21 protein-coding genes are annotated in these 21600 nt (G+C 50.1%); 11 read left to right on the forward strand and 10 right to left on the reverse strand.

Going from position 1 to position 21600, the window contains the following annotated elements; genetic code table 11:
- Positions 1-34: 34 nt before the first annotated feature.
- The 6 genes from ftsW to ftsZ are packed head-to-tail and all read left to right on the forward strand — an operon-like array spanning position 35 to position 7225.
- A complete protein-coding gene (ftsW, locus tag BGX14_RS12565) occupies positions 35-1168 on the forward strand; it encodes a putative lipid II flippase FtsW (protein WP_233126581.1) in 1134 nt (377 codons plus the stop codon).
- Positions 1165-2238: an undecaprenyldiphospho-muramoylpentapeptide beta-N-acetylglucosaminyltransferase gene (murG, locus tag BGX14_RS12570; protein ID WP_073305553.1), complete on the forward strand. Its 1074-nt coding sequence runs from the start codon at positions 1165-1167 to the stop codon at positions 2236-2238. The genes ftsW and murG overlap by 4 nt, the downstream gene beginning before the upstream one ends.
- The gene (murC, locus tag BGX14_RS12575) at positions 2239-3624 is read left to right on the forward strand and encodes a UDP-N-acetylmuramate--L-alanine ligase (protein ID WP_095880063.1); all 1386 of its coding nucleotides are present in this window, start codon (positions 2239-2241) and stop codon (positions 3622-3624) included.
- Positions 3624-4433, forward strand: coding sequence for a cell division protein FtsQ/DivIB (locus tag BGX14_RS12580; protein WP_073305548.1), 810 nt, complete (start codon positions 3624-3626; stop codon positions 4431-4433). Before murC ends, BGX14_RS12580 begins: the two co-directional genes overlap by 1 nt.
- Positions 4430-5704 (forward strand): cell division protein FtsA, encoded by a 1275-nt coding sequence (gene ftsA / locus BGX14_RS12585; protein WP_078777047.1) that lies wholly within the window; start codon positions 4430-4432, stop codon positions 5702-5704. The genes BGX14_RS12580 and ftsA overlap by 4 nt, the downstream gene beginning before the upstream one ends.
- Before the next feature lie 36 nt (positions 5705-5740).
- A complete protein-coding gene (gene ftsZ, locus BGX14_RS12590) occupies positions 5741-7225 on the forward strand; it encodes a cell division protein FtsZ (protein WP_073305546.1) in 1485 nt (494 codons plus the stop codon).
- 74 nt (positions 7226-7299) lie between these two features.
- Here ftsZ and BGX14_RS12595 read toward each other — a convergent pair whose 3' ends face one another.
- From BGX14_RS12595 to greA, 4 genes are all read right to left on the reverse strand, one after another.
- Positions 7300-8178: a YicC/YloC family endoribonuclease gene (locus BGX14_RS12595; RefSeq protein ID WP_078777045.1), complete on the reverse strand. Its 879-nt coding sequence runs from the start codon at positions 8176-8178 to the stop codon at positions 7300-7302.
- Between the two features lie 18 nt (positions 8179-8196).
- Positions 8197-9966 carry a homoserine O-acetyltransferase gene (locus BGX14_RS12600; protein WP_073305542.1) on the reverse strand — a complete coding sequence of 590 codons (1770 nt, stop codon included), beginning with the start codon at positions 9964-9966 and terminating at the stop codon, positions 8197-8199.
- A 146-nt stretch (positions 9967-10112) separates the two neighbouring features.
- Positions 10113-11081, reverse strand: a complete 969-nt coding sequence (gene holA, locus BGX14_RS12605) for a DNA polymerase III subunit delta (RefSeq protein ID WP_073305540.1) — start codon at positions 11079-11081, stop codon at positions 10113-10115.
- Positions 11082-11543, reverse strand: a complete 462-nt coding sequence (gene greA, locus BGX14_RS12610) for a transcription elongation factor GreA (protein WP_073305538.1) — start codon at positions 11541-11543, stop codon at positions 11082-11084.
- Positions 11544-12275: 732 nt separating this feature from the next.
- On the opposite strand from greA, the gene argJ reads away from it, so the two are divergent.
- The 5 genes from argJ (at position 12276) to BGX14_RS12640 (ending at position 15881) form a co-directional block, all read left to right on the forward strand.
- Entirely contained in the window at positions 12276-13475 is a 1200-nt protein-coding gene (gene argJ, locus BGX14_RS12620; RefSeq protein ID WP_233126549.1) for a bifunctional glutamate N-acetyltransferase/amino-acid acetyltransferase ArgJ, read from the forward strand.
- A gap of 234 nt (positions 13476-13709) precedes the next feature.
- The gene (locus tag BGX14_RS12625; protein ID WP_095880064.1) at positions 13710-14726 is read left to right on the forward strand and encodes an Rpn family recombination-promoting nuclease/putative transposase; all 1017 of its coding nucleotides are present in this window, start codon (positions 13710-13712) and stop codon (positions 14724-14726) included.
- Between the two features lie 163 nt (positions 14727-14889).
- A complete protein-coding gene (locus BGX14_RS12630) occupies positions 14890-15174 on the forward strand; it encodes a hypothetical protein (protein ID WP_143159298.1) in 285 nt (94 codons plus the stop codon).
- A gap of 108 nt (positions 15175-15282) precedes the next feature.
- Positions 15283-15597: a hypothetical protein gene (locus BGX14_RS12635; RefSeq protein ID WP_095880065.1), complete on the forward strand. Its 315-nt coding sequence runs from the start codon at positions 15283-15285 to the stop codon at positions 15595-15597.
- A gap of 98 nt (positions 15598-15695) precedes the next feature.
- Positions 15696-15881: a hypothetical protein gene (locus BGX14_RS12640; protein ID WP_073302278.1), complete on the forward strand. Its 186-nt coding sequence runs from the start codon at positions 15696-15698 to the stop codon at positions 15879-15881.
- A gap of 30 nt (positions 15882-15911) precedes the next feature.
- Here the strand turns inward: BGX14_RS12640 and BGX14_RS12645 are convergent, their stop codons facing one another.
- The 6 genes from BGX14_RS12645 to BGX14_RS12670 form a co-directional block, all read right to left on the reverse strand.
- Entirely contained in the window at positions 15912-17204 is a 1293-nt protein-coding gene (locus BGX14_RS12645; RefSeq protein ID WP_095880066.1) for a tRNA (N(6)-L-threonylcarbamoyladenosine(37)-C(2))-methylthiotransferase, read from the reverse strand.
- Positions 17183-18589 carry a SpoIID/LytB domain-containing protein gene (locus BGX14_RS12650; RefSeq protein ID WP_095880067.1) on the reverse strand — a complete coding sequence of 469 codons (1407 nt, stop codon included), beginning with the start codon at positions 18587-18589 and terminating at the stop codon, positions 17183-17185. The genes BGX14_RS12645 and BGX14_RS12650 overlap by 22 nt, the downstream gene beginning before the upstream one ends.
- Complete coding sequence (gene def / locus BGX14_RS12655; protein ID WP_073302284.1) at positions 18586-19128, reverse strand: peptide deformylase; 543 nt, start codon at positions 19126-19128, stop codon at positions 18586-18588. Before def ends, BGX14_RS12650 begins: the two co-directional genes overlap by 4 nt.
- 2 nt (positions 19129-19130) lie before the next feature.
- Positions 19131-19499: a preprotein translocase subunit YajC gene (gene yajC / locus BGX14_RS12660; protein ID WP_073302286.1), complete on the reverse strand. Its 369-nt coding sequence runs from the start codon at positions 19497-19499 to the stop codon at positions 19131-19133.
- A 209-nt stretch (positions 19500-19708) separates the two neighbouring features.
- On the reverse strand, positions 19709-20671 hold the full coding sequence (locus BGX14_RS12665; RefSeq protein WP_095880068.1) for a cyclic nucleotide-binding domain-containing protein: 963 nt from the start codon (positions 20669-20671) through the stop codon (positions 19709-19711).
- Complete coding sequence (locus BGX14_RS12670) at positions 20668-21585, reverse strand: cyclic nucleotide-binding domain-containing protein (RefSeq protein ID WP_255404524.1); 918 nt, start codon at positions 21583-21585, stop codon at positions 20668-20670. The genes BGX14_RS12665 and BGX14_RS12670 overlap by 4 nt, the downstream gene beginning before the upstream one ends.
- Between the last annotated feature and the right edge of the window lie 15 nt (positions 21586-21600).

Consider the following 21600-nt stretch of genomic DNA (forward strand, 5'->3'; position numbering starts at 1 on the left):
GCGCAAAAAGATGAATAACAAAATGGCTTCCATTATGAGTTTGGACAAATGTCTATTGGGCGCAGTACTTATACTGCTCTTCATTGGGCTGTATGTCATTTATAGTGGAAGCAGTTTTGATGCGGCAAGAAAAGGCCTCCCGACATATTACTATGCATTAAAACATTTCAAATTTATGTTGGCCGGTTTTGTGTTGATGGGAATAACCACAGGCCTGGATCACAGTTTATGGTATAAGCTTTCTCGTCCGATTTTTTATGTGGTGCTGTTGATGTTGTTGGCTGTTATTGTTTATGGCTCTGTGACAAAAGGCGCTGCTCGTTGGCTTTCGTTTAGCGGTTATTCTTTGCAGCCTTCCGAACTGATGAAAGTCGCTCTGTTTGCTTATTTATCCCGCCGTTTTTCGGAGATGGGAGATGACATTGCCGATATAAAAAAAGGATTGATTGCGCCTGGAATTATTGTGATAGTCGTTGCCACGTTGATTATGTTGCAGCCGAATTTTTCAATGACTTTGATGATGTTGGCCACATCGTTTGCGTTGTTCTGTGTTGCTGGAGTGAGAGTGAAAACCCGCTACCTTTTGGGATTTTTGGGCGTATTTGTCGTAGGCTGCGTGGCGGTTGGATTAGGAGCTTCGTATCGGTTAAAGCGCATAGAAGCGTGGCTTCATCCCGAAGAACATTTAAATGATGGCGGCTATCAACTTTATAGCGCTCTGATCAGTTTGGGAAATGGGGGCTTGACAGGAACGGGCATTGGACAAGGAACGCAAAAGTTGGGTTTTTTGCCCGAAGCTTATAAGGATGTGATTTTCAGTGTGCTAGGAGAGGAACACGGATTTGTAGGGACCACAATAGTACTCTTGCTTTTTGGCGTTGTTGTTTGGCGCGGCTTGGTGATTGCCCAAAATGCGCAGACCCGTTTTTCCAAGTATTTTGCGCTATGTCTCACTTGTACGATTGCGCTCAATGCGATATTCCATATTTGTGTCAATACGGGACTCATGCCGACGACGGGTCAGCCGTTGCCTTTTATTAGTTTTGGCGGTTCCAATCTGATTGTGTCCATGGCGTCTGTCGGCATTTTGCTGAATATCTCCCGTTCGGGAACAGGTCGGAACATTGTGGAACCCAGAAGCATTATTCAAGATGTGAGGTCAATGTGAAACAGAAAAAGTTTTTATTTGCGTGCGGCGGAACGGGCGGTCATGTTTTTCCGGCGATTGCGATCGCGGAAAGCTTAAAGAAAATGGGAATTTCCCAAATCTCTTTTGCGGGCCGAAAAGATTCGATGGAATCTCGCTTGGTGACGCCTTATTTTGAATTTGATGAAATTTCGGCGGTTCCTTTTCATCGCGGTTCGTTTATGCAGAATCTTTCCCTTCCGTATAATTTACTGAAGGCCGTACAGAGCGCAAAATTGGTTTTGAAAAAGCGCAAGCCCGATGTGGTTGTCGCAACCGGTGGATACGTGTCTTTGCCGATTGTAATTGCTGCGGGGCGTGCAAAAATTCCGGTTTATATTCAGGAACAGAATGCCGTTGCGGGAATTGCCAACAAGTGGGGTTCTCGCAGTGCTAAAAAGATTTTTGTGACCTCGGAAGATGCGCAGAAATTTTTCCCGAAAGCGAAAACGATGGTCTTTGGAAATCCCGTTCGCGAATTGCCGTCGTTGGAAAATCTGCCCCGTCCTCAGGAATTTCGGGAAGGGACAAAAAACATTTTGATTGTCGGAGGTTCTCAGGGAGCGCGCGGAATCAATTTGAAAATGGAAGAGGCTCTGCCGGAAATTGCCAAGCGTTCCGATGTTTCCGTTGTTTGGCAAGTCGGAGCGAAAAATGAAGAGACGATTCGGCAATCGGTTCGGATTCCTGAAAATGTGACAGTCAAGGCTTTTTTGGACAATATCTATGCTTATTTGGGTCATGCGGATTTGATTGTCAGCCGTGCGGGAGCATCGACTTTGGCCGAAATTTTGGCGTTTGGAAAGCCTTCCATTTTATTCCCGTTCCCCTTTGCGACCGCAAACCATCAGGAATTTAACGCCCGGGTGATTGAAAAGGCGGGTGCTGCTTTGGTCGAATTGGATAATGAACCCAATGATTTGTGGAACAAGGTGCAGTCGCTTCTTTCCCATGAAGAGAAATTGAAGCAGATGTCGGTGGCGGCAAAGTCCATTGGAATGCCGGATGCGGCAGACCAGATTGCCAAAGTCATTATCGATGCGGAGTGTTAAATGAATCTAATTCCTAGCAGTCGCGTAAAAAGGTTGCATTTTGTGGGCATCGGTGGCACCGGAATGTCCGGGATTGCCGAAGTCCTGTTCGAAAATGGTTTTGTAGTGACCGGAAGCGATACGGGCGACGGTCCCTCTATCGAATATTTAAAAGAATTGGGCATCCCGATTTTTCCTTCCCATGAAGCGAAGAATGTGGAAAACGCCGACCTTCTGGTGTATTCTTCTGCGGTGCAAATGGACAATCCCGAAATCGTGGAAGCGAAGTCGCGTCGTATTCCCGTCATCCGTCGCGCCGAAATGCTTGGCGAGTTGATGCGTCTGAAATACACTCTCGCGGTTTCTGGAACGCACGGCAAGACGACCACAACGTCTATGCTGGGCTCCATTTGGGAAGCTGCGGGCGAGGACCCGACGGTGATTGTCGGAGGAGTCGTCAAAGGAAAAGGCAGCGGGGCGAAAGTCGGTCGCGGGCGTTATCTCATTGCGGAAAGCGATGAATTTGATCGGAGTTTTCTTTCGATGATGCCGTCTTCGGCGATTATCACGAATATCGACCGGGAACATTTGGACACTTATGGAACTCTTGATGCCATCAAGGATGCCTTTGTGGCTTTTGCCAATAAAGTTCCTTTTTATGGACAGGTCGTGGTGTGCATAGACAATCCGAACATCCAGTCTGTTTTGACCCGCTTTACCAAGCCGGTTGTGACCTATGGATTCAGCCGACAGGCGATGTATCGGGCGGAAAATGTGCGCGTGGAACAGGGAGTTTCCCATTTTGATGTCCTGAAGAATAATCAGCTTCTGGGCGAATTTTCGATTCGCATTCCCGGCAAGCATAATGTGCTGAATGCGACGGCGACGATTGCGCTTTCTCACGAAGAAAATATTCCGCTGGAAATTGTCCGCCGGGCGCTTTCGGAATTTACCGGGGTCAAGCGGCGCTTTGAATGGATTGGCGAAGCCGCTGGCGTGATGGTTTATGACGATTATGCGCATCACCCGACAGAAACCGCAGCGACTTTGCAGGGTGCCCGCGACACTTTTCCGGACAAGCGGATTGTGGTTGTTTTCCAGCCGCATCTTTACACGCGTACGCGCGATCAATATGAAACCTTTGCAGAAGTCTTTGCCAACTGCGATGAGCTTCTGACTTTGGAAATTTATAAGGCTCGGGAAAAACCGATTCCCGGAATCTCTGGAAAATTGATTGTCGATTCGGCAATCGCCCGCGGACATCAGAATGCCAAATTTGTGGAGACCAAGGAAAATGCTCTTGCCGTTTTGACGCAAGATGTTCGGCCCGGAGATCTGGTGCTTTTTATGGGTGCCGGTGATATTTGGAAAATGGAACGCCCCTTTTTGGAGGCCTTGAAAAAATAATGGCCCATTACGGTTACAACGCTATTCGGCAACGTCAAAAGCGACGCGAATCCCGCAAAAAGTTTTTTGCGAGTTCCTGGAGCTGGTTCCGAAAGAAAGGCTGGAAAATTTTTCTGGTTGTGGCCGTGTTGTCTGTCGCTGTTTGGCAGGGCTGGTTCTTTATTCGCAAGTTCAATCCGATGGGATGGCGTACGTTAAAAACGGTGTCCATCACTGGAAATCATATTTTGACGTGGGAAGAAATTCTTCAGACGGCAGGGCTGGAAACGGGAATGCCCATGTCGGAAATCCATGCGGATTCGGTGCGGAATAATCTTCTCTCCTTGCCCTTTTTACATGACGCCCAGGTCGATGTAGGTTTTTTTTGGAAAGTGTCGATAAATATCGAGGAAACGACGCCGCTGATGCAAGTTTATGAAAACGGAGAATGGAATGCGTATTCGGAACGGGGGCAGCAGTTGCCCGCTCTGGCTTCCGCCCGTTTTGAATATCCCGTTGCAACGATTCAAAAAAAGCGGGATGTAAAAGCGCTCGCCCATTTTTTGCAAAAGTTGCGCCAGTCGGACGCTTTGCTTTACAAGGAAGTTTCCCAAGTTTCCGTGGACGAGAAACGCCATGCGGTAGAAGTGTTCTTTCGCAATGTGCGTTTTAAGGTGCTGTTTCCGTTGGATAGCGTATCGGCAAGTTCGTTTTCCCATTACCGCTTGCTGGTAGATGGACTTTCGACGGAAATGAATCAATTGAAATTGTTGGATATGCGTTTTGAAGGTTTTGCTTATGCTCACCCTTCCAATCATGAGGTCAAATGATGGCAAAAGAAGAAAAAACGGTCGGCGTTGAACCGAACCACTTGATTGTTGGATTGGATATCGGAAGTTCCAAAATCGATGTCTTTATCGGCGAAGAAACCGATAAGGGCAACATTCGGGTTTTGGGACTGGGAACTCCTCCGCTAGGAAGAGGCGCAGCGAACGAATTGGAGGCGACCGTTGCCGTATTGAAAAAGGCGGTCGAAGATGCCGAGATGACTAGCGGCATTGATGTGAAAGAAGTTTATGTGGGCATTGCTGGGAACAATACCCGTTCGTATGCGAGCCGAGCTACGATTCCTCTGCGCGATTTTGGCGGAGTCGTTACAAAGATGGCAATGTCCCGCGTTGTGGAACAGGCGAGCGAACTGGTTCAGCGTCCTGCCGATATGGACATCATCCATATTTTGCCCGGCGACTACATTCTGGACAACAGAACCGGAATCAAGAATCCGCAGGGAATGGAAGGCACTAGTCTGAGCGTTGACGTGCAGCTTGTCATGGCGCAAAAAGGAATCATCCGAAATATCAAAAAGGCTGTTGAAAATGCGGGGCTTACGGTAAAAGAACTCGTGTTGGAACAGCTCGCCGATGCTTACTGCGTCTTGGAAGATGCCGAAAAGGAATTGGGAGTGGCCATTGTCGATATTGGCGCGTCTTCGACGGATGTCGCCGTTTTTAAGGACGATAAAGTCATTTACACCATGTCGTTTGAATTGGCGGGCAATGCGGTCACGCATGATATCGCAATCGGTTTGAAAACTCCGCTGGACAGGGCCGAGGAAATCAAAAAGATGTACGGGACTTGCCGCAGTTCAAATTGCTTCAATGACGAATCGTTTCCGGTTCCTGGAATCGGCGGTCGGCCCAACACGGAATGCAGCAAGAAGCATTTGGCCTATATCATCTATTGCCGCATCGAAGAAATTTTGGGAAAAATCCGGGACGACTTGAAAAATAAGGGCTTGTGGGAAGGCCTGGGGGCGGGCATTGTCATCACGGGTGGCACGGCGATGCTGGACGGAATTTTGGAACGGGCGGAACAGGCCTACGATGGAATTCCCGTGCGCAAAGGAATGCCCCAAAAAGCAGAAGACGGATTGGGTGAAATCGTTTGCTTGCCCATTCATTCGACGGGTGTCGGGCTTTTGTACTATGCGGCAAAAGCGGATTCGCCGAAAGATCTTCGCGACACGAGAACGACAAAAATTGTCGGCACTGTTGGAAACGGCTGGCGTCGTATCTTGCATTTTATCAGAACTTATCTCTAACCATGGAATTTTAAACAATAAAACAGGGAGTCCAAAATGAACGAAAACCAGAACAACATGATTCCGGAAAAATCCGAAGTCAAACATATTTTTGCCCAAGCGGATTCGGACCATTTGGCAAAAATCAAAATCGTCGGTGTCGGCGGTGCCGGTGGAAACGCCGTCAATCGTATGGTAAAAATGAACATCAAAGGTGTTGAATACATTTCTATCAATACGGATGCGCTGGCTTTGGACAATAATTTGGCCGATGAGAAAATTGCCATCGGTATGCAGACGACCAAAAATCTGGGGGCCGGAGCCAAGCCGGAAATCGGTCGCCAGGCGCTGATGGAAGACAAGGACATTGTCGAAAAGAAAATCGAAGGGGCGGATATGCTCTTTATTTCGGCGGGTCTAGGCGGTGGCACGGGAACGGGTGCTGCTCCGGTTGTTGCCGAAATTTCTCGCAAGCTGGGCATTTTGACCGTTGCTGTCGTCACGATGCCTTTCCAGTGGGAAGGCGTCATTCGCCGTCGCAATGCGGAAAAAGGCCTTGCCGCCCTTCGCAAGTGCGTGGATTCGATTATCGTCATCAACAACCAGCGGATTTTGGATGTTGTTGAAAAGACGACGTCCATCCAGGACGCGTTCCTGAAGGTGGATGAAGTTCTGGGCAATGCGGTTCGCAGCATTTGCGATATTATGTTTATCCATGGCACGATCAACGTGGACTTTAACGATGCCCGCACGATTATGTCGAATGGCGGTTCCGCTTTGATGGGAACAGGTACGGCGTCGGGCGAAGGCCGGGCGTTGAAAGCGGCTCAAGAAGCGATTCATTGCCAGCTTTTGGACAATGTAAGCCTCAAGGGTGCTTCGGGAGCTTTGATCAACGTTTCCCATGGCGAAAATTTCTCGATGATGGAATATGGCGAGGCTCTCTCCTTCCTGTATGAACAAATCGGGGAAAACAACGACCCGAACATTATTGCGGGCGACGTGGTGATACCTGAATTGGGCGACCGGGTAAGCATTACGGTTATCGCTACCGGCTTTGACAAGCGCCCTGCGGATGACATCGAAGATGTTCCTGCGGAAGCAACCCAGAATGCAACTGTTCGGCAGACGGTGAAAGCCACTCCGCGCCGTTTTGATGGCCTGGATTTTGTAGCGGCTGCGGGCATTGCCGAAATGCCGACGGTGGCGATGCCAAAGGTTGCAGAAGAACCTCGTCAGCCCATTCAGAAAAAAGAGGAATTTTCTTCGACCGCTCGGATCCCGGTGATTAAACCGGTGGAAGAACCCCGTGAGGAAGCGCAAGAAGAAGCGCGAAATGAAAATCGTCCTTTTTTCAATTCGAACTTTAATGCAGCAAGACCTGTGGGAAATGAAGAAGAAGTTTCCGTGAATACGACAAAGATGTCCTCGACGGCTTCTTTGATGCTCGACAACGAAGAATCTCTTTCTATAGAGAGCGATTCCCGCTACGGAATTCCCACATTCCTCAAAAACGCATCGATTTCGGAACAAGACTTTTAAAATTTCCACAACAACAAAAAAAGACTGGTACGGTATCCCTGCCGCGCCAGTCTTTTCTTTTTGAAAGGAACGGATTATTCGATATTCATCGTCTGCTCGCGGATGGTTTCCACGCTGTCCTTGAGCTGAATGGCGAGTGCCGCAATTTTTGCGCTTTGGCATTTGGTCGCGAGCGTATTGGCTTCTCGTCCCATTTCCTGCAAAATGAAGGTGAGCTTTTTGCCTTGATTCGCTCCGAGCTCCAACGTCGAAAGGAAAAGTTTGTTGTGGCTTTTAAAACGGGTGATTTCTTCGTTGATGTCCAGGCGGTCTGCGATGATGCTCGCTTCCTGAACAACGCGGACAGGATCGATTCCGGAGTTTCCGACGAGCGCTTTCAGGCGTTCTTCAAATTTCTTTTTCCATTCGACAATGCGTTCCGGATCGAGCTGCTGGATTTCGTCTAAAATTTTGTCCATGGCGAAAACGCGTTTTTCCAAATCGCTTTTCAGGTTCAGCCCTTCCTTTTCGCGCATCTGCACCAGGGATTGCAAAGCTTTGTCCAAGGATTCCTTGATGCGCTTTTCGTTTTCCTTTTGTTCGGCGTCCGCTCCGTACACCAGAACGTTGGGAAGAGCCAAGACCTGCTCCAGAGAAGGTTCTCCGGATACGCCGTATTTCTTTTGAATGTCCCGGGCGATTTTCAGGTACGCTTCCACGACGTCGTCTGCATATCCGGTGGGAATCGCCGAGTCCTCCCGGTCTCCCAGATTGAGCGAAAGATTGACGGAACCGCGCGAAAGAAATTTTTTGACTTCTTCTTTCAGCTCAAATTCCAAATAGGAATAGTTTTTGGGTAGATGGCAGGTGATTTCCAAAAAGCGACTGTTTACAGAACGCACTTCAACAGAACATGGCATCCCGTGAAGAAGGAAGGTGTCTTTGCCATAACCGGTCATCGATATAATTGCCATGGGGCAAATATATTTTAATTAAGCTTTTTTGACCATAGCGACGACCCGTTCTGCCCCCAAGTTGACAAGTCCCATGCCTGTCAGCCATTTGCTCAGGCTGTGCTCGTTTACCGTGACGATTTTTTCGATTTCCAGTTTTTCCGCTTCGGCCAACCGGACAAAATCCCGATAGGTAAAGCAATGGATGTTCGGCGTCTCGTACCATTCGTAGGGAAATTCGGGGGATTTGGGCATCCGTCCGTGGTAGCAAAGTGCCCAGCGCATTTCCCAGGAACCGAAATTCGGGAAGGTGATGATGGCGTGCTTGGCGATTCGCATGATTTCCCGGAGGATCAGTCGCTGATTCCGTACTTCGGGAAGGGTCCTGTTGAAAACCGCATAATCAAAGCTGTTGTCCGCAAAGGATTCCAACGCTTTGAGGTTCAGTTTCTTTTCGATGACGGGAACGTCCCGTTCGATGCAGCGGAGGATGTTGGCAAAATTTTTTTCGACGCCGACGCCGGTCACTTTTTTCTTTTTCCAGAGGGTGTCTATCAAAAGTCCATCGCCTGCGCCTAAATCCAGAATGCTCGCTTTCGCCGGAATCAGGGCGTCGATAATCGAAATGTCCTTTTCGCTGTGGAATGCCGGCGTCCCTGTCGCTTGGATTTCGCCGATATGCCCGCCCAAAAAGCGGGAAATCGCCATGCCAAGAGCACCGCATTCGATAAGAAAGCCGTCGTGTCCGAAGTTCGTGTCGAGTTCCAGGCTGGTCACGACCTTGCCCGCGTTTAACAGGGCTTCGGTAATTTTCCGGGATTCGTTCGGGGGGAAGAGCCAGTCCGAGGAAAGGTTCACATTCAAAAAAGTGGCCTTGACGTTTTTAAAGGCGTTTTCCAAAGAGCCGTATTCCGTAGCGAGGTCGAATGTGTCGGTAGCGTGAGCGATGTGCAGGTAGCTGTTCGCGTCAAAGCGGTCCACAAATTTGGAACCCTGATGCTCCAGATAGGTTTCCAGCGACGAGCCGGAATAGAATTTTTCGGGATGCTCGATGCGAATGTCGGAACGGGTGAATCGGGACTCCATGCCTTTGGCGGAGAGGTAGGTGATATGGGCGAGCTTTCTCGCGTTGGAAAGTCCGGTCGCCGGAATTTGCTTGTCGTAGTAGTCGCCGTTATTGTAATTCGGGTCTTGTGTAATCACGTCCCGCCCGACGATTTCAAAGCCGAGCGCCTGCGCCGAAAAACCGGGAGACGTGGCGATAAGAACAACGCGGTCGATGATTTCCGGGTAGTAGATGGCCCATTTCATCGCTTGGAAGCCGCCCATGGAGCCGCCGATGATGCAATAAAAACTTTGAATGCCCAGAGTGTCGGCTAGCAGTTTCTGGGCTTTGACCATATCGCCGATGGTAATCGTGGGAAATGTGGAGCCGTAGGGCTTTCCCGTTCTTGGGTCGATGCTTGCGGGACCCGTAGAACCTTTGCAGCCTCCCAATATATTGGAGCAGACGACAAAAAATTTATCCGTATCGACGGCTTTTCCTTTGCCGATAAGGGCGTCCCACCAGCCGACGTGCTTGTCGTCCGGATTGTAGAAACCTGCCACATGAGCGTCGGCAGTCAGGGGCGAGCAGATCCAAATGACGTTGGATTTGTCCGGATTGAGTGTCCCATAGGTTTCGTAACGGATGGAGACTTCGGGAAGGGATTTTCCGCTTTCCAGAATAAAGCCTTCTGGACCGAGTGGCAATTTCTGGTCGTGGACGGAAACGGGGCCGATACTATCTTTATGCAAAGATTCGCTCATACGCATATAATATAGGAAAAGCAAAATGTTTTTGCGGCAAACAGGATTGAAATCGTATTTTTGGCCGTTTTGCTGTGACTTTCGTTGAAAAATACTTGGAAACGATTTTGCTCTTCAAGTATTGGAAAGGGAATCAAAATTCTGGGTTAAGCGATGACGAGGGCGGCCAGAGAAAGTTCCAAGCCCATGCGGCTTTCGCAGCGTCCGTTTTTAATGTCGCTGTCCAGTTCGCCCAAGCGCTTGATGACCCGGCATAGCCGGGTGGACGACCAGTTGCGAGCCATGCGGGGTTCGTTCAGCTTTTTCTCGAAAAGCCACAGATTGGCACCCAGGGCGGCGGCGATGTCTTTGACCGCCATGTTCCTTTTGAGCATCGTGTTGATGTGCAAAAGCCGGACAGCGTAGGCTTCCAGCGTGGCGATGATTTTGATGCCTTCAACTCCGGAGTCCAAAAGTTCACGAAGCTTTTGAGTGTAGGCGATGGGGTCGTGGTTGCCGAAGGATTCCCGAATTTCAAATGCGGCGATTTCCCTCTGCGGGGCGATCATCAACTTGGCCTGTTCCAGCGAAATGTTCTTGCCGTTCGGATCCAGTGTCAGAATTTTTTGCAGCTCGGCATCGACGAGTGCCTGGTTGTTGCCCAGCGCGTTGGAAACGTATTCGGCGGCGAGAGGATCTATCCGGCGTCCCAGATTGGTTTCGCAGTGGGTCGTAATCCACTGCGGCATTTCGTATTCCCTGGGGGATTTGCACTCCTTGATTTTGGAGAGTCCGGCGAGTGCTTTATAAAGTTTGCTCGTCTTGAGAAGTTTTTCAAATTCCAAAAGCAGATTGGCGTCCGGATTGGTCTTGAGCCAGCTCTCGATGGCGGACGCATCGTCGGCTTTAAGAGTTTCGCCTTTGCGGACGACGACCGTCTGTTCGGATGCAAAAAGGGAGCACGAGTCGCAGGCTTCGATGACCGCGTCGGCGACGGAGGGAATGTTCGAATCGTTGGCGAAAATGATTTTTCGCGCCAAGGGATCGTCCTTGCGGTTTCCCAAAGTTTTTTGCAGAAACTGCTCGATCAGGCGTTCCTTTTCAAAATCGCTGTCTCCGATCAAGACGACAATCATTTATTGCACGTCCAGAATTTCAAAGAAATTTTTGCCTTTGGGCGTGATGACTTCGGCGACGTCGCCTTTCTTTTTGCCTAGAAGCGCTTTGCCGATGGGACTTGTGAAACTGATCTTGCCGTTGATGGCGTCCACGCCTTCCGGGGAAACAATCGTATAGGTGATGGGACGGTTCGTCTTTTTATTTAAAAGCTTGACGGTGGCTCCGAATTTGATTTCGCCGCTGCCGTTGTATTTGACGATGACGGCCCGGGCCACGCGGTCTTCCAGATAATTGATTCGGGATTCGATTTCCCCTTGGCGATCCTTGGCGGCGTGATAGGCAAAATTTTCGCTCAAGTCGCCTTGTGCGCGGGCTTCGGCGATTTCGTCGATAATCTTGGGACGCTCCACTTTTTTAAGCTGTTCCAATTCCTGCTTGAGCTGATCGTAGGTTTCTTGTGTTACGGGTATATTGTCCATACCGGGAAAATTATAAAATTTTGAATTTTTTGCCTGCCTCTTTGAAAAAATTGAGGCAAAAGGAAGCGAAAATGCGTTTTCAAAAATCGTTAGTATTGGAAAGTCTAGTTGACGGCAGGGAGAGTGGAGTTGGGAGTGGGAAGTTGGGAAGTGTCCACGTCGCTCCGAACCTCTTCTTTCCCGTCATCCCAAACCCTCGCTTCCGCGTCATTGCGAACCCTTTAGGGTGAAGCAATCTTCTCGCACACAAGGATTGCCGTGTCGCTTTGCTCCCCGCAATGACTGAATTCGCTCCGCTCCTCGGGGTGACGGTGTACGTTCCGTTTCTCGGGATGAGGCGAGATACCGTTTCATGCTTAGCAATGACGGAATTTATTTCGCTTTTGAGGGATAATTTCCTGACATGGGAACGTTATCTTCTTCGTCCCCCCCTGAACGTAGTGAAGCAATCTTTAGCGCGTATAAAGATTGCCGTGTTTTTCGCAGAATCTCTCGTTCCTAGAAAACCTTCTAAAAGTGCTATGGCTTTGTGAGTAGTTTTCTGGATGGAATTTCGTATATAATTCCCAGAAATTGCTTTGGCAAAGAAGAAACAGGAGCGCACGATGGGAGAAACAAAAAGCGGCCAATAAAAAAGAGCGGAATTAGAAGCGGATTTGGAAATTGCGGGTTCCCTTTACTAAATTTTTCATGCCTCGACAATCGGGGCAAAGGAATTGGAATATGTTGACGATGCTGAAAGATGGAGGCGTTTGTTCTCCCAAGGGTTTTACCGCTTGCGGATGGACTGCGGGAATCAAGGCCAGTGGAAATCCGGACATGGCACTTTTGAAAAGCGAGAAGGCGGCTCGTTGTTTTGCCGTGTTCACTACGAACAAAGTGAAAGCGGCTCCGGTTCTTTACGACAAATCGGTTTTGGAACACGCGCACTTTGCGTCCGCCGTCATTGTCAATAGTGGCAACGCCAACGCTTGCACCGGGCCGAAGGGCTTGGAAGACAGCGCGCGCACGGCGACCCTCGTGGAAGATCTTTTGGGGCTTGCGCCGAAGAGCGTTCTGGTTTGCAGTACGGGCGTCATCGGGCACCTGATGCCTATGGACAAAGTGGAAGCGGCGATTCCGCATTTGGTCGAGGGGCTGCACGCCGATGCTTCGAAAGATTTCGCTTCGGCGATTTTGACGACGGACAAGGTGCTGAAATCGTTAGCGATAGAAATTGAAACCGCCAAGGGAAAAGTCACGGTGGGAGGCTGCTGCAAGGGCAGCGGCATGATTCACCCCAACATGGCGACAATGCTCGCATTCATTACGACGGATCTCGGGCTTCCTTTGGATTTCTTTGCCGAGTTCCGCGCGGATATTTCCGATTCGTTCAATGCAATTACGGTCGATGGCGATACCAGCACGAACGACACCTGTATTCTGCTTGCGAACGGTGTTTCGGGAATCCAATACGAAGACTTGACACTCAGCGAAAAAAGCGAATTCCGGGCGGCATTGATGACCGTGATGAAGGAGCTGGCCAAGGACATTGCACGGGACGGCGAAGGGGCGACGAAGTTTATTGAAATCCGGGTGGAAAAAGCGGAAAGCCATGCGGACGCACTGAAAATGGCGCGCTTTATCGGAACGAGCAATTTGGCGAAGTGCGCTATGTTTGGCGAGGACCCGAACTGGGGCCGGATTCTTTCGAGCGCGGGTTCGAGCGGCGTGAACATGATTGCCGAACAGACGGATCTCTACTTTGGCGACGTGCAGGTTCTCTCGGGCGGGCGCCCGTTGGAATGCGACCAGAAAAAATTGGAAGAGGTCGTTAAGCAGCGGGAATATAAAGTCACGGTGGTGCTGAATATCGGAGACGCCGCCGCTTCTGCATATACCTGCGATTTGAGTTATGAATATGTCAAAATCAATGCGGAATACACGACCTGATTTTTAGAACCCCCGAAATGCAAATCGCCTGGAAATCTTCCGGGCGATTTTTTATGAGTTTTTGAGTCTTTATCAAAAGTGTTGTGGAATTAAATCCGGCATAAACTCCCGAACGAAAACGCCCCTTTCCCTGCAAGCAACATTTTACACAAATCGAGGTGGAAAAAACGTCCGCAAAAACGTTTAAAGGAGTTGGACTTTCATTGGGGAAAGTCCGTAAAAACGAGATATGAAATGACAAAAATCAACAGCACCCCGCACGACTCCTATTTCCGCTCCGTCTTCAAGGCTCCCGACCGGGCTGCGGAACTTTTGCGCCTCGTCGCCCGAAACAACAGGAGTCTTTCCGAATTCCTGAAGACCGTGGACCTCTCGACCCTCACCGAAATCTCCGAATCCTTCAGCGACACGGAAACCTTCGGCTACGCGGACCTGGCGTTCACCGTCAAGATCGCCGGGGATGGAAGCGGCAGCAACGATGTAAAAGACGGCGAGAAAACGAAGCGCTCCGCTGATCTCTTGGTCGGCATCCTCGAGGAACACAAGTCCTCGAAAGACCCGAATGTCGTGGCGCAGCTCGTCAAGTACTGGTACCACATCATGGTCAAGAATCAAAGGAACATCCCCACCGTCGCCATCGTCTTCTACAACGGCAGGGAACATTGGGAACTGGACGTGAGAACCATGTTCCCGGACTACCCGGAATACTACCACCGCATCGGCCTGCCGTTCGTGCTGGAGCTGGTGGACATCGGCGACACTTTCAGCACAAACGAAATCCGAGAAATTTCCCCGAAAATCGCGCTGGCCCTGGTCGCCATGAAATACGTCTTCCACGGCGAAAAGATGCAAAGCCACTTGCGCACCGCCGTGAAAATGCTGAAGGAATTGCCCCGGGACGAGGCGGAAAACTTTCTCACGCAGACTTTACTATATTTGAAGAAGCTTCTCCCCAAAGAAGAAAAAGAGGAATTCAAAATGGACTTCATCAAGACATCCGAAGCCTACGGCTACGAGACCATCGCCGACGCCGAAGAGAAGGCCCTCGCCGCCAAGTATGAGGAAGGCCGAAGTGAAGGTCGCGACGAAGGCATCGGGATAGGCATGGAAAAGGGACGGGAAGAAGGTATTGAAATTGGCGATTTAAATGCCCGCAGGGAAATGGCGAAAGCTCTTAAAAACAATGGAGCGTCTCTAGACCTTATAGCGAATGTTTCCTGCCTTTCTGAAGAAGAAATCCGGAATTTGTAAATCCCATTTCCGAACTTAAGCTTTACTTTGTTTTGGGCTTTTTTATTGGGTTTCAGCTCTTTATTATGCTGTTCTTCCCTGCGAAGAGGCTGAGAATTTCCTCACGGAGACTTTTCTATATTTGAAGAAGCTGCTCCCGAAAGAAGAGAAAGAGGAATTCCAAATGGACTTTGTCAAGACATCCGAAGCCTACGGCTACGAGACCATCGCCGACGCCGAAGAGAAGGCCCTCGCCGCCAAGTACGAAGAGGGGAGAAGCGAAGGACGGGAGGAAGGCATTGGAATTGGTGTTGAAAAAGGTATCGGGATTGGCATGGAACGGGGACGAGAAGAAGGTGATATAATCGCCTGCCGAAGAATTGCTAAACGTCTCAAGGATGGCGGGGCTTCGTTGGATCTCATCGCGAATGTTTCCGGCCTTTCCGAAGAAGAAATCCAAAGCCTGTAAAAAGCTGTCTTGACTTTACAAATTCAGCCCCGCCTCGTGCGGGGCTTTTGAAAGTTCTTTTTTGAACCGAAAGACTTTGTGAAGTTTTTCAGTTAGCCTTTTCTATATTTGAAGAAACTGCTCCCGAAGGAAGAGAAAGAGGAATTCAAAATGGACTTCATCAAGACATCCGAAGCCTACGGCTACGAGACCATCGCCGACGCCGAAGAGAAGGCCCTCGCCGCCAAGTATGAGGAAGGCGTCGGAATCGGATTTGAAAAGGGTCGTGACGAAGGTATCGGGATTGGCATGGAAAGGGGACGGGAAGAAGGCGACTTGAATGCCCGCAGGGAAATGGCGAAAGCTCTTAAAAACAATGGAGCATCTCTAGACCTTATCGCGAATGTTTCCGGCCTCTCTGAAGAAGAAATCCGGAATTTGTAAATCCCATTTCCGAACTTAGGCCTCGCTTTGTGCGGGGCTTTTTTTGATGATGATGCAAAAAAGGTCAGTTAAGAACCGACCTTCCTTGAATTCGTTGAATGGTTTTAAACATTGTTGTTGGCGTCGTTGTGACTTCAATTGGCGAGGCAACAATAAACTCGAAACAATCTTTTACGGAATCAAATGTTAAAGTTAAAGAAGAAATCCGTATTGTGGAAGATCATCTTGCAATTTTGAAAAAATGCTTGGATAATACTCGTGGTCAGGGTCTTTCGCAAAAATAGTTTGTTCCTACTCCAGCTTCCTTCGTCTAGTTACTCCATCACTTCGGCGATAAGCGCAAACGCTTCGGCGCGAACGATTTTCACGGTTAGCGATTTGCCGACGGGGTAGTCTCCAGTCAGCGCGATGGGGCGATACGCATGGTCGCGAGCAATCGTCGTTCCTACTCGTTGCCCCGGCTTTTCGACGACAACGGTTTCCGTTTGCCCGATAAGGCTCTGGTTGTTTTCGAGAGCTATCTGCTGAAAAATGCGGGAAAGCTCTGCGGACCTGGCGTTGCGCTCTTTAGGTGGAATGTCGTTCGGCAAGAGGTATGCCCGTGTGCCTTCGCGCGGAACAAATCGGGTGATATTGCAGATGGATGGACGGGTCGCTTTGACGAGTTCTACGCTGGCCTGGAAATCGGCGGGCGATTCGCCGGGGAATGCGACGATGATATCCGTTCCCAAAACCATGTCGGGAAAATGCTTGCGGAAAGCGTCGGCGATTTGAAAGTATTCGACGACGGAATGGCGGCGGTTCATCGCTTTTAAAATACGGTCGCTTCCGCTTTGAACGGGAATGTGTAAAAATTTATACAGGTGGTCGTCGTGAAAAGTTTCTTGCAGGGCGTCCAGATAGCGCAGAATGTGCCGCGGGTTTCCCATGCCGACCCGGATTTTGTAATCGCCACGGACCTGTACGAGAATCTTTTGCAGAAGCTCCGCCAAATTGGTGTTCCGATCGAATCCATAGCAGCTGGTGTCTTGCCCCGTCAAAAAAATCTGCTTGGCACCGTCTTCCACTTTGCGCTGCACCCGGCGGACAATCCATTCGGCGGGGATGCTTTGCAGCGTGCCTTTCACCAGATGGGTCGAGCAGTAGCTGCAAGAATCCAGACAGCCCTCTTCGATATTCACCAGCCCGATTCCCGCATGGCAAAATAGGGAAGGAAGCGGCTCTGTTTTTTGGCCATCGGCAAGTTTGCCGGACTCTAGCCGGGAAAGAAATTCCTGGAAGGCGTTTTCGTTTTGATGCGCGTCTTTGGGGCCAAAGCAGAAGTCGGGATAAAGGCGGGCGAGTTCCCTTTTCAGGTCTTCGGTGGCGCAGCCCGTAACCCATACGGGTGCCGGAAATGTCGAACGGATTTTCTTGGCGAGCTTGACGGCGCTGGAAATGCCTTTGACCGTACAGGCGTTCAGGACTATCGCGTCGGGAGGTGCGGAGGGCATTTCAAATTGGACGGCGAATCCCTCTTGGGCGAAGCGTTCCCCGATCTTTTCTCCGTCCCCAAAGTTCGCCGCACAGCCTTCGCTGAGAATGGCTACTGTTCGCTGTGAACGCATTGGAGAGATGTCCCCGGGTAGTAGGCTTGCAGAATTTCCTGGAAACTTTGGCCGGCTTTGGCGCGCGCCCGGGCTCCCATCTGGCACATGCCGATTCCATGTCCAAAACCCGAACCGTCAAGAACCCACGCCTTGCCGTTCTTTTCGATGGTAAAGCGGGAAGAGGGGAGAATTTTGGAACCTTCTTTAAAAAGGAATCGGATTTTGTCGCCTTGGACGGTAAAGATGCCTTTATCGGTAAGGACTTCAAGGGTGTCGATGCGTCTGCCGGGAAGGGTGGTCCGTATTTGGACTTGCTGGATTTTGCTGAATCCCGATTTTCCATTGGCGCGGGCGTCCTTGAAATTTTTTTGGAATAGGGAGACGAGTTCTTTTTCGCTGTAAACTTTTTTCCAAGAAGAATAGGAGCTGGCAATGCACCAGGAGGAATCCGCATTTTTCTTGTCGATTTGGCTTTTTAAATAGGAGACGGGGGATATTCCCCAGGTTTCCACGCCTTCCGTTGCGCCGCCGCAAGTGGAGTGGTAATACGCTTCGATCAGTTCGTTTTCAAAGGTGAGGACGATTCCCGCTGTGGAGTCGATGGCCGCGCTGGGGAGGGCGGATTCGTTTGCACAGCCGTTATACACCTGATCCTGCACGGTGGCGTAAACATCAAAGCCGAGAGAACTGCGGGAATTGTAGTGGCGGTAGGCGTAGGTTCTGGCGGCGACGGCTTGCACTTTGAGCGCTTCGAACATGCTGGAATCGAGTTTGCCGATTTCATTGGGCACGACGCCTTTGAGGTAATCTTCGATGGGCAGAATGTTGATGATGGTCAGTTTTTTGGATCGGTTGATGACCAGAATTTTTCCTCGGTATTCTCGCCCGTCCACGGACAGGCGCGCATTTTCGGCTGGAGTGATGCAGACCGAGTCCGCATTCTCGGAATTGACGGCGATTTTGGAGCCGCTGGCGGATATTTTGATCGTTCCCGATTGATCGGAAAGCTTTTCGCCTTTTCCGTGGAGTTCGATGGTGTAATGGCTTCCGGAAATTTCCGCTTTGGAGACGCCGACTTGAATGCCTACTCGAAAATCGCGTTGCGCTTCCGCGGGAAGAGTCCAAGTTGGGTAATTTTGCCGGGATGCTTCGGGGTTGCTTGCCGGAGCTATTGGTTCAAAGTTTTCTTTGGAGAGGGAATCCGGGCTTTCTGCTTCGGCGACTTCGGAGTGAGCCGTTTTTGCGGCGACCGTTTCGGTGGCGGTAGAGGAATCGTTTTGCGGAGTGGCTGTGGCAGCTTCTTCCGCGGGCTGTGCTTCTTGGGGCGGGTCTGTAACAAGCGGTGGCAGAGGTGCGCAGCTGACAAGTCCAGCCGCAAGGAAGAGCAGCGAAAAACGATTCATCTTTTAGAGTTCGCCTTTTTGGATTTTTTGGCCATGTCGCGCAGTTTGGAACGGTTGAGTTCCCTGTCCGCAGTCGAAATCATATCGACGAAAAGTTTTCCGTCCAGATGATCCGTTTCGTGCTGGAAACAGCGGCAAAGGAGGCCTTCGACGTTGTGTTCTTCGACGGTCTCTCCGTTTTCGTTCATGTAGCGGATCCAGATTTTTCCCGGCCGATAGACGTTGCAGAAAATGTCGGGAACCGAAAGGCAGCCTTCGTCGTAAGGGACGTTTTCGGAATCGGGTTCTTCTCCCCATTCCGGATTGAAAATAATCCGCGGTTCGGGCTTTTCGTCTTCGTCAGGTCTGGCCGGGTCGATGACAACCAGCCGAATGTCTTTAGCGACTTGAGGAGCGGCAAGTCCGACTCCGCCAGCGTCGTACATCGTTTCGAGCATGTCGTGCGCCAAAGCGACGAGTTCCGGCGTTATTTGCGAAACCGGTTTGCACTTGACGCGCAGCGCCTGATTCCCGTAGATGGTAAGATCCAATATGGCCATTTTTATTTTGCCGCTTTCGTTTCTGCTTTTTTGTCTTCGGCGTTCAAGACGCGGACGATAGCGCTTTGTTCAAAATCAAGACGCGTGTCGCTGCCGGTTTTGACAGAGACGATGTTGCCTTCCACGCTCATGACGGTGCCGATAATGCCTGCGGCGGTCAGAACCTGGTCGCCCTTTTTCAAAGCCTTGCGCATCGCGTCGAGCTTCTTCATTTCCTTTTGTTTCGGCATGATGAAAAAGAGATACATGACGACGAACATCAGGATGAACGGGAGAAATCCCATAAGGGGAGATCCCTGCTGTTCCGGAGCGGCTTCCTGTGCAAAAGCGGATACGGCAAGTGCGAGGGCAAAAAAGGCGGAAAATTTCATAGAGAATCCTTTTGAAAAAAATGTTGCGTTCAATTTAGAAAAATAATGGATGAAATTATGGCTCTCTCGAAATTCATTTTCAAAAAACGGAGGAGTTGTCGGTGATGAGCGGTTAGTGCCCTTCGACTAGTTCAACAAACGGTTGAGAGTTGGAACTGAGAACTGAGAATTAAGTTCCCTTGCGGAAAGAAGTTCCCGTTTTGAAAATTTCATCTGCTTTCCATCGACTCGATGAGCTTTTTGTCCAAAAGGGGATAGACTCGGTTCAGCTCCAGCAAATCCTTGACCGCTTCTTTGTCGGCGTAGAATTGTGAAATGTCCTTGAAATTGGGTGTCGATAGGAATTCGGGAACGGAAAACAGATAGCCGCATTGTACCAGATTTTCAAAAGCGCGGTGCGTCAGCTTGACTCCGGGAAATAATTCCTTGTATTTGGCGACAAAATCTTTTTGGTGGATAAACGTGGTGCCCTGCTTTTCTTGCCCCTTTGTTTTGGCGACCGAAGCGAATACGGTGAGAATCGTCTGGTCGTTTGCCGAAAGCAGGGATCGCGGAATGTTTTTGCTCTTTTTTCGAGCGAGAAGAGTGCGATAGAGGAGCGACGGCAGATTTTTGCGGTAAAAGTGAATTTGTGTGAGGTCGCCTGGAATGAGCTTGGCGGTGCCGAGGTCGCAGAGTGCGCGGAGCAGTTCAAAAGCGTCGTTATGGCCGAGTCCATGGATGACGCCGAGGTCTTCGATTAAAGGGGCTAGTGGGAAGGTTCCGTCTTCGCTTTTTTGGGCATATTTTGCGCATAGAAACAGGAGCGCGGGCAGGGCGTAAATCTTGGCCAGTTTTTTCCGGTTATGCTCCAGTTTTCGCGCATGCCTGTCCATAAAACGCAACAGCGGAGGAAACCAGACGGGGAGCTTGTCAAAAGCCTCTTGCAAATTTTCGGGAGTGATTTCCAAGACTTCGACGGGTTCGGTTGCGCGGAGCGTATATGCGTAGGGCATTTTGCTCAACAGAGCTTCTTCGCCGATGATGGAGCGCGGACCCCAAAATCCATAGTTTTGGAGCTTGGTCCCTTCTTTTTTTTGAATTTGCAATTCCCCTTTGAGGACGATGTAGAGCTTCTCTCCCGCATCGCCTTCTTTGACCAGAATGTCTCGCGGTTGCAATTTTTTTCTCATAGAAGCCCCCGGATATTGTGCTCTCCGTGGATGGCGTTCAGGTATTTATCCAGGACGCTTGTCTCCAGGAAAAGCTTTGGGGATTCCGGAATTTCCGAAAAAATGCCGAGTTCCAAAAATTTGATGACGATAATGATGTCGGCGTCGGGGCAGGAGATTTTCAAGTATTGAATCCATTCGTCGCGGGTCCGCGTAAAAAGGGAATTTTCGAGCCCTAAAAATTCTAGGCAGGCTCGCTCCCTTTTGGAAAGTCCGTAAGCGGGGTAGGTTTCCCCTCGGCGTTCCGATTGCAGATATTCTACGAGAATGCGGAACAGCTTCGGCTTGACCAGGCGCATTTTGGCGTTTTGTTCTCCGTTTTCTCCTGCTACCAGCTTGACGAATTTGCGCCGGATAAGCTCTTTCAAAGCTTGATTCGCTTTGTCGGCGTTGGCGCGGGACTGCCAGAGATATTCCCGAAGGGTCGGCTCTGTATCGAGCGGCTTTCCGTTGGCTTTGACGGCGAGGAACAAGGCAAGGCTTTCCAGCGTATTTGAAAACAGCGGCTGTTGGGCGGCTGCCTTTTGCTGCTTTGCTTTTTGGGAAAGGGAATTGATTGTCGCGAGCATCCAGGGCGGAACCTGTTTGAGAACTTGCGCCATGGAACTTGGACCGATTTTAATAATGGTCGAGGGTTTTCCCGCTCGGACGGAATAAGCAAAAGCGCTCCCTTCCATCACAGAGGAAACGCCGATAAGGGAGCCTTGAGGGATGTTGTACAAAATGTCTTCGTTGTCGAAAGCTTCGAGTTCGCCTTCTTCGACATAGAGCATCTCGGCTGCCTTTTGCCCTTTTTTAAAAAGCAAAAAACCCGCTTGGACGGAAACCCGCTCAAGCGGAACGTTTTTTTTTGTATCGGGATTGCCCGGATTCACGGGACACCGCCGCAG

The sequence above is a fragment of the Fibrobacter sp. UWS1 genome (assembly GCF_002300445.1).
Classification (GTDB): Bacteria; Fibrobacterota; Fibrobacteria; order Fibrobacterales; family Fibrobacteraceae; genus Hallerella; species Hallerella intestinalis.

Excerpts from the sequence above, each read along its gene's own strand:
- ftsW (WP_233126581.1), top strand. The coding sequence starts at position 35 with ATGAGTTTGGACAAATGTCTATTGGGCGCAGTACTTATACTGCTCTTC.
- murC (WP_095880063.1), top strand. The coding sequence starts at position 2,239 with ATGAATCTAATTCCTAGCAGTCGCGTAAAAAGGTTGCATTTTGTGGGC.
- BGX14_RS12580 (WP_073305548.1), top strand. The coding sequence starts at position 3,624 with ATGGCCCATTACGGTTACAACGCTATTCGGCAACGTCAAAAGCGACGC.
- ftsA (WP_078777047.1), top strand. The coding sequence starts at position 4,430 with ATGATGGCAAAAGAAGAAAAAACGGTCGGCGTTGAACCGAACCACTTG.
- ftsZ (WP_073305546.1), top strand. The coding sequence starts at position 5,741 with ATGAACGAAAACCAGAACAACATGATTCCGGAAAAATCCGAAGTCAAA.
- BGX14_RS12595 (WP_078777045.1), bottom strand. The coding sequence starts at position 8,178 with ATGGCAATTATATCGATGACCGGTTATGGCAAAGACACCTTCCTTCTT.
- BGX14_RS12600 (WP_073305542.1), bottom strand. The coding sequence starts at position 9,966 with ATGAGCGAATCTTTGCATAAAGATAGTATCGGCCCCGTTTCCGTCCAC.
- holA (WP_073305540.1), bottom strand. The coding sequence starts at position 11,081 with ATGATTGTCGTCTTGATCGGAGACAGCGATTTTGAAAAGGAACGCCTG.
- greA (WP_073305538.1), bottom strand. The coding sequence starts at position 11,543 with ATGGACAATATACCCGTAACACAAGAAACCTACGATCAGCTCAAGCAG.
- argJ (WP_233126549.1), top strand. The coding sequence starts at position 12,276 with ATGCTGAAAGATGGAGGCGTTTGTTCTCCCAAGGGTTTTACCGCTTGC.
- BGX14_RS12625 (WP_095880064.1), top strand. The coding sequence starts at position 13,710 with ATGACAAAAATCAACAGCACCCCGCACGACTCCTATTTCCGCTCCGTC.
- BGX14_RS12630 (WP_143159298.1), top strand. The coding sequence starts at position 14,890 with ATGGACTTTGTCAAGACATCCGAAGCCTACGGCTACGAGACCATCGCC.
- BGX14_RS12640 (WP_073302278.1), top strand. The coding sequence starts at position 15,696 with ATGGTTTTAAACATTGTTGTTGGCGTCGTTGTGACTTCAATTGGCGAG.
- BGX14_RS12645 (WP_095880066.1), bottom strand. The coding sequence starts at position 17,204 with ATGCGTTCACAGCGAACAGTAGCCATTCTCAGCGAAGGCTGTGCGGCG.
- BGX14_RS12650 (WP_095880067.1), bottom strand. The coding sequence starts at position 18,589 with ATGAATCGTTTTTCGCTGCTCTTCCTTGCGGCTGGACTTGTCAGCTGC.
- def (WP_073302284.1), bottom strand. The coding sequence starts at position 19,128 with ATGGCCATATTGGATCTTACCATCTACGGGAATCAGGCGCTGCGCGTC.
- yajC (WP_073302286.1), bottom strand. The coding sequence starts at position 19,499 with ATGAAATTTTCCGCCTTTTTTGCCCTCGCACTTGCCGTATCCGCTTTT.
- BGX14_RS12665 (WP_095880068.1), bottom strand. The coding sequence starts at position 20,671 with ATGAGAAAAAAATTGCAACCGCGAGACATTCTGGTCAAAGAAGGCGAT.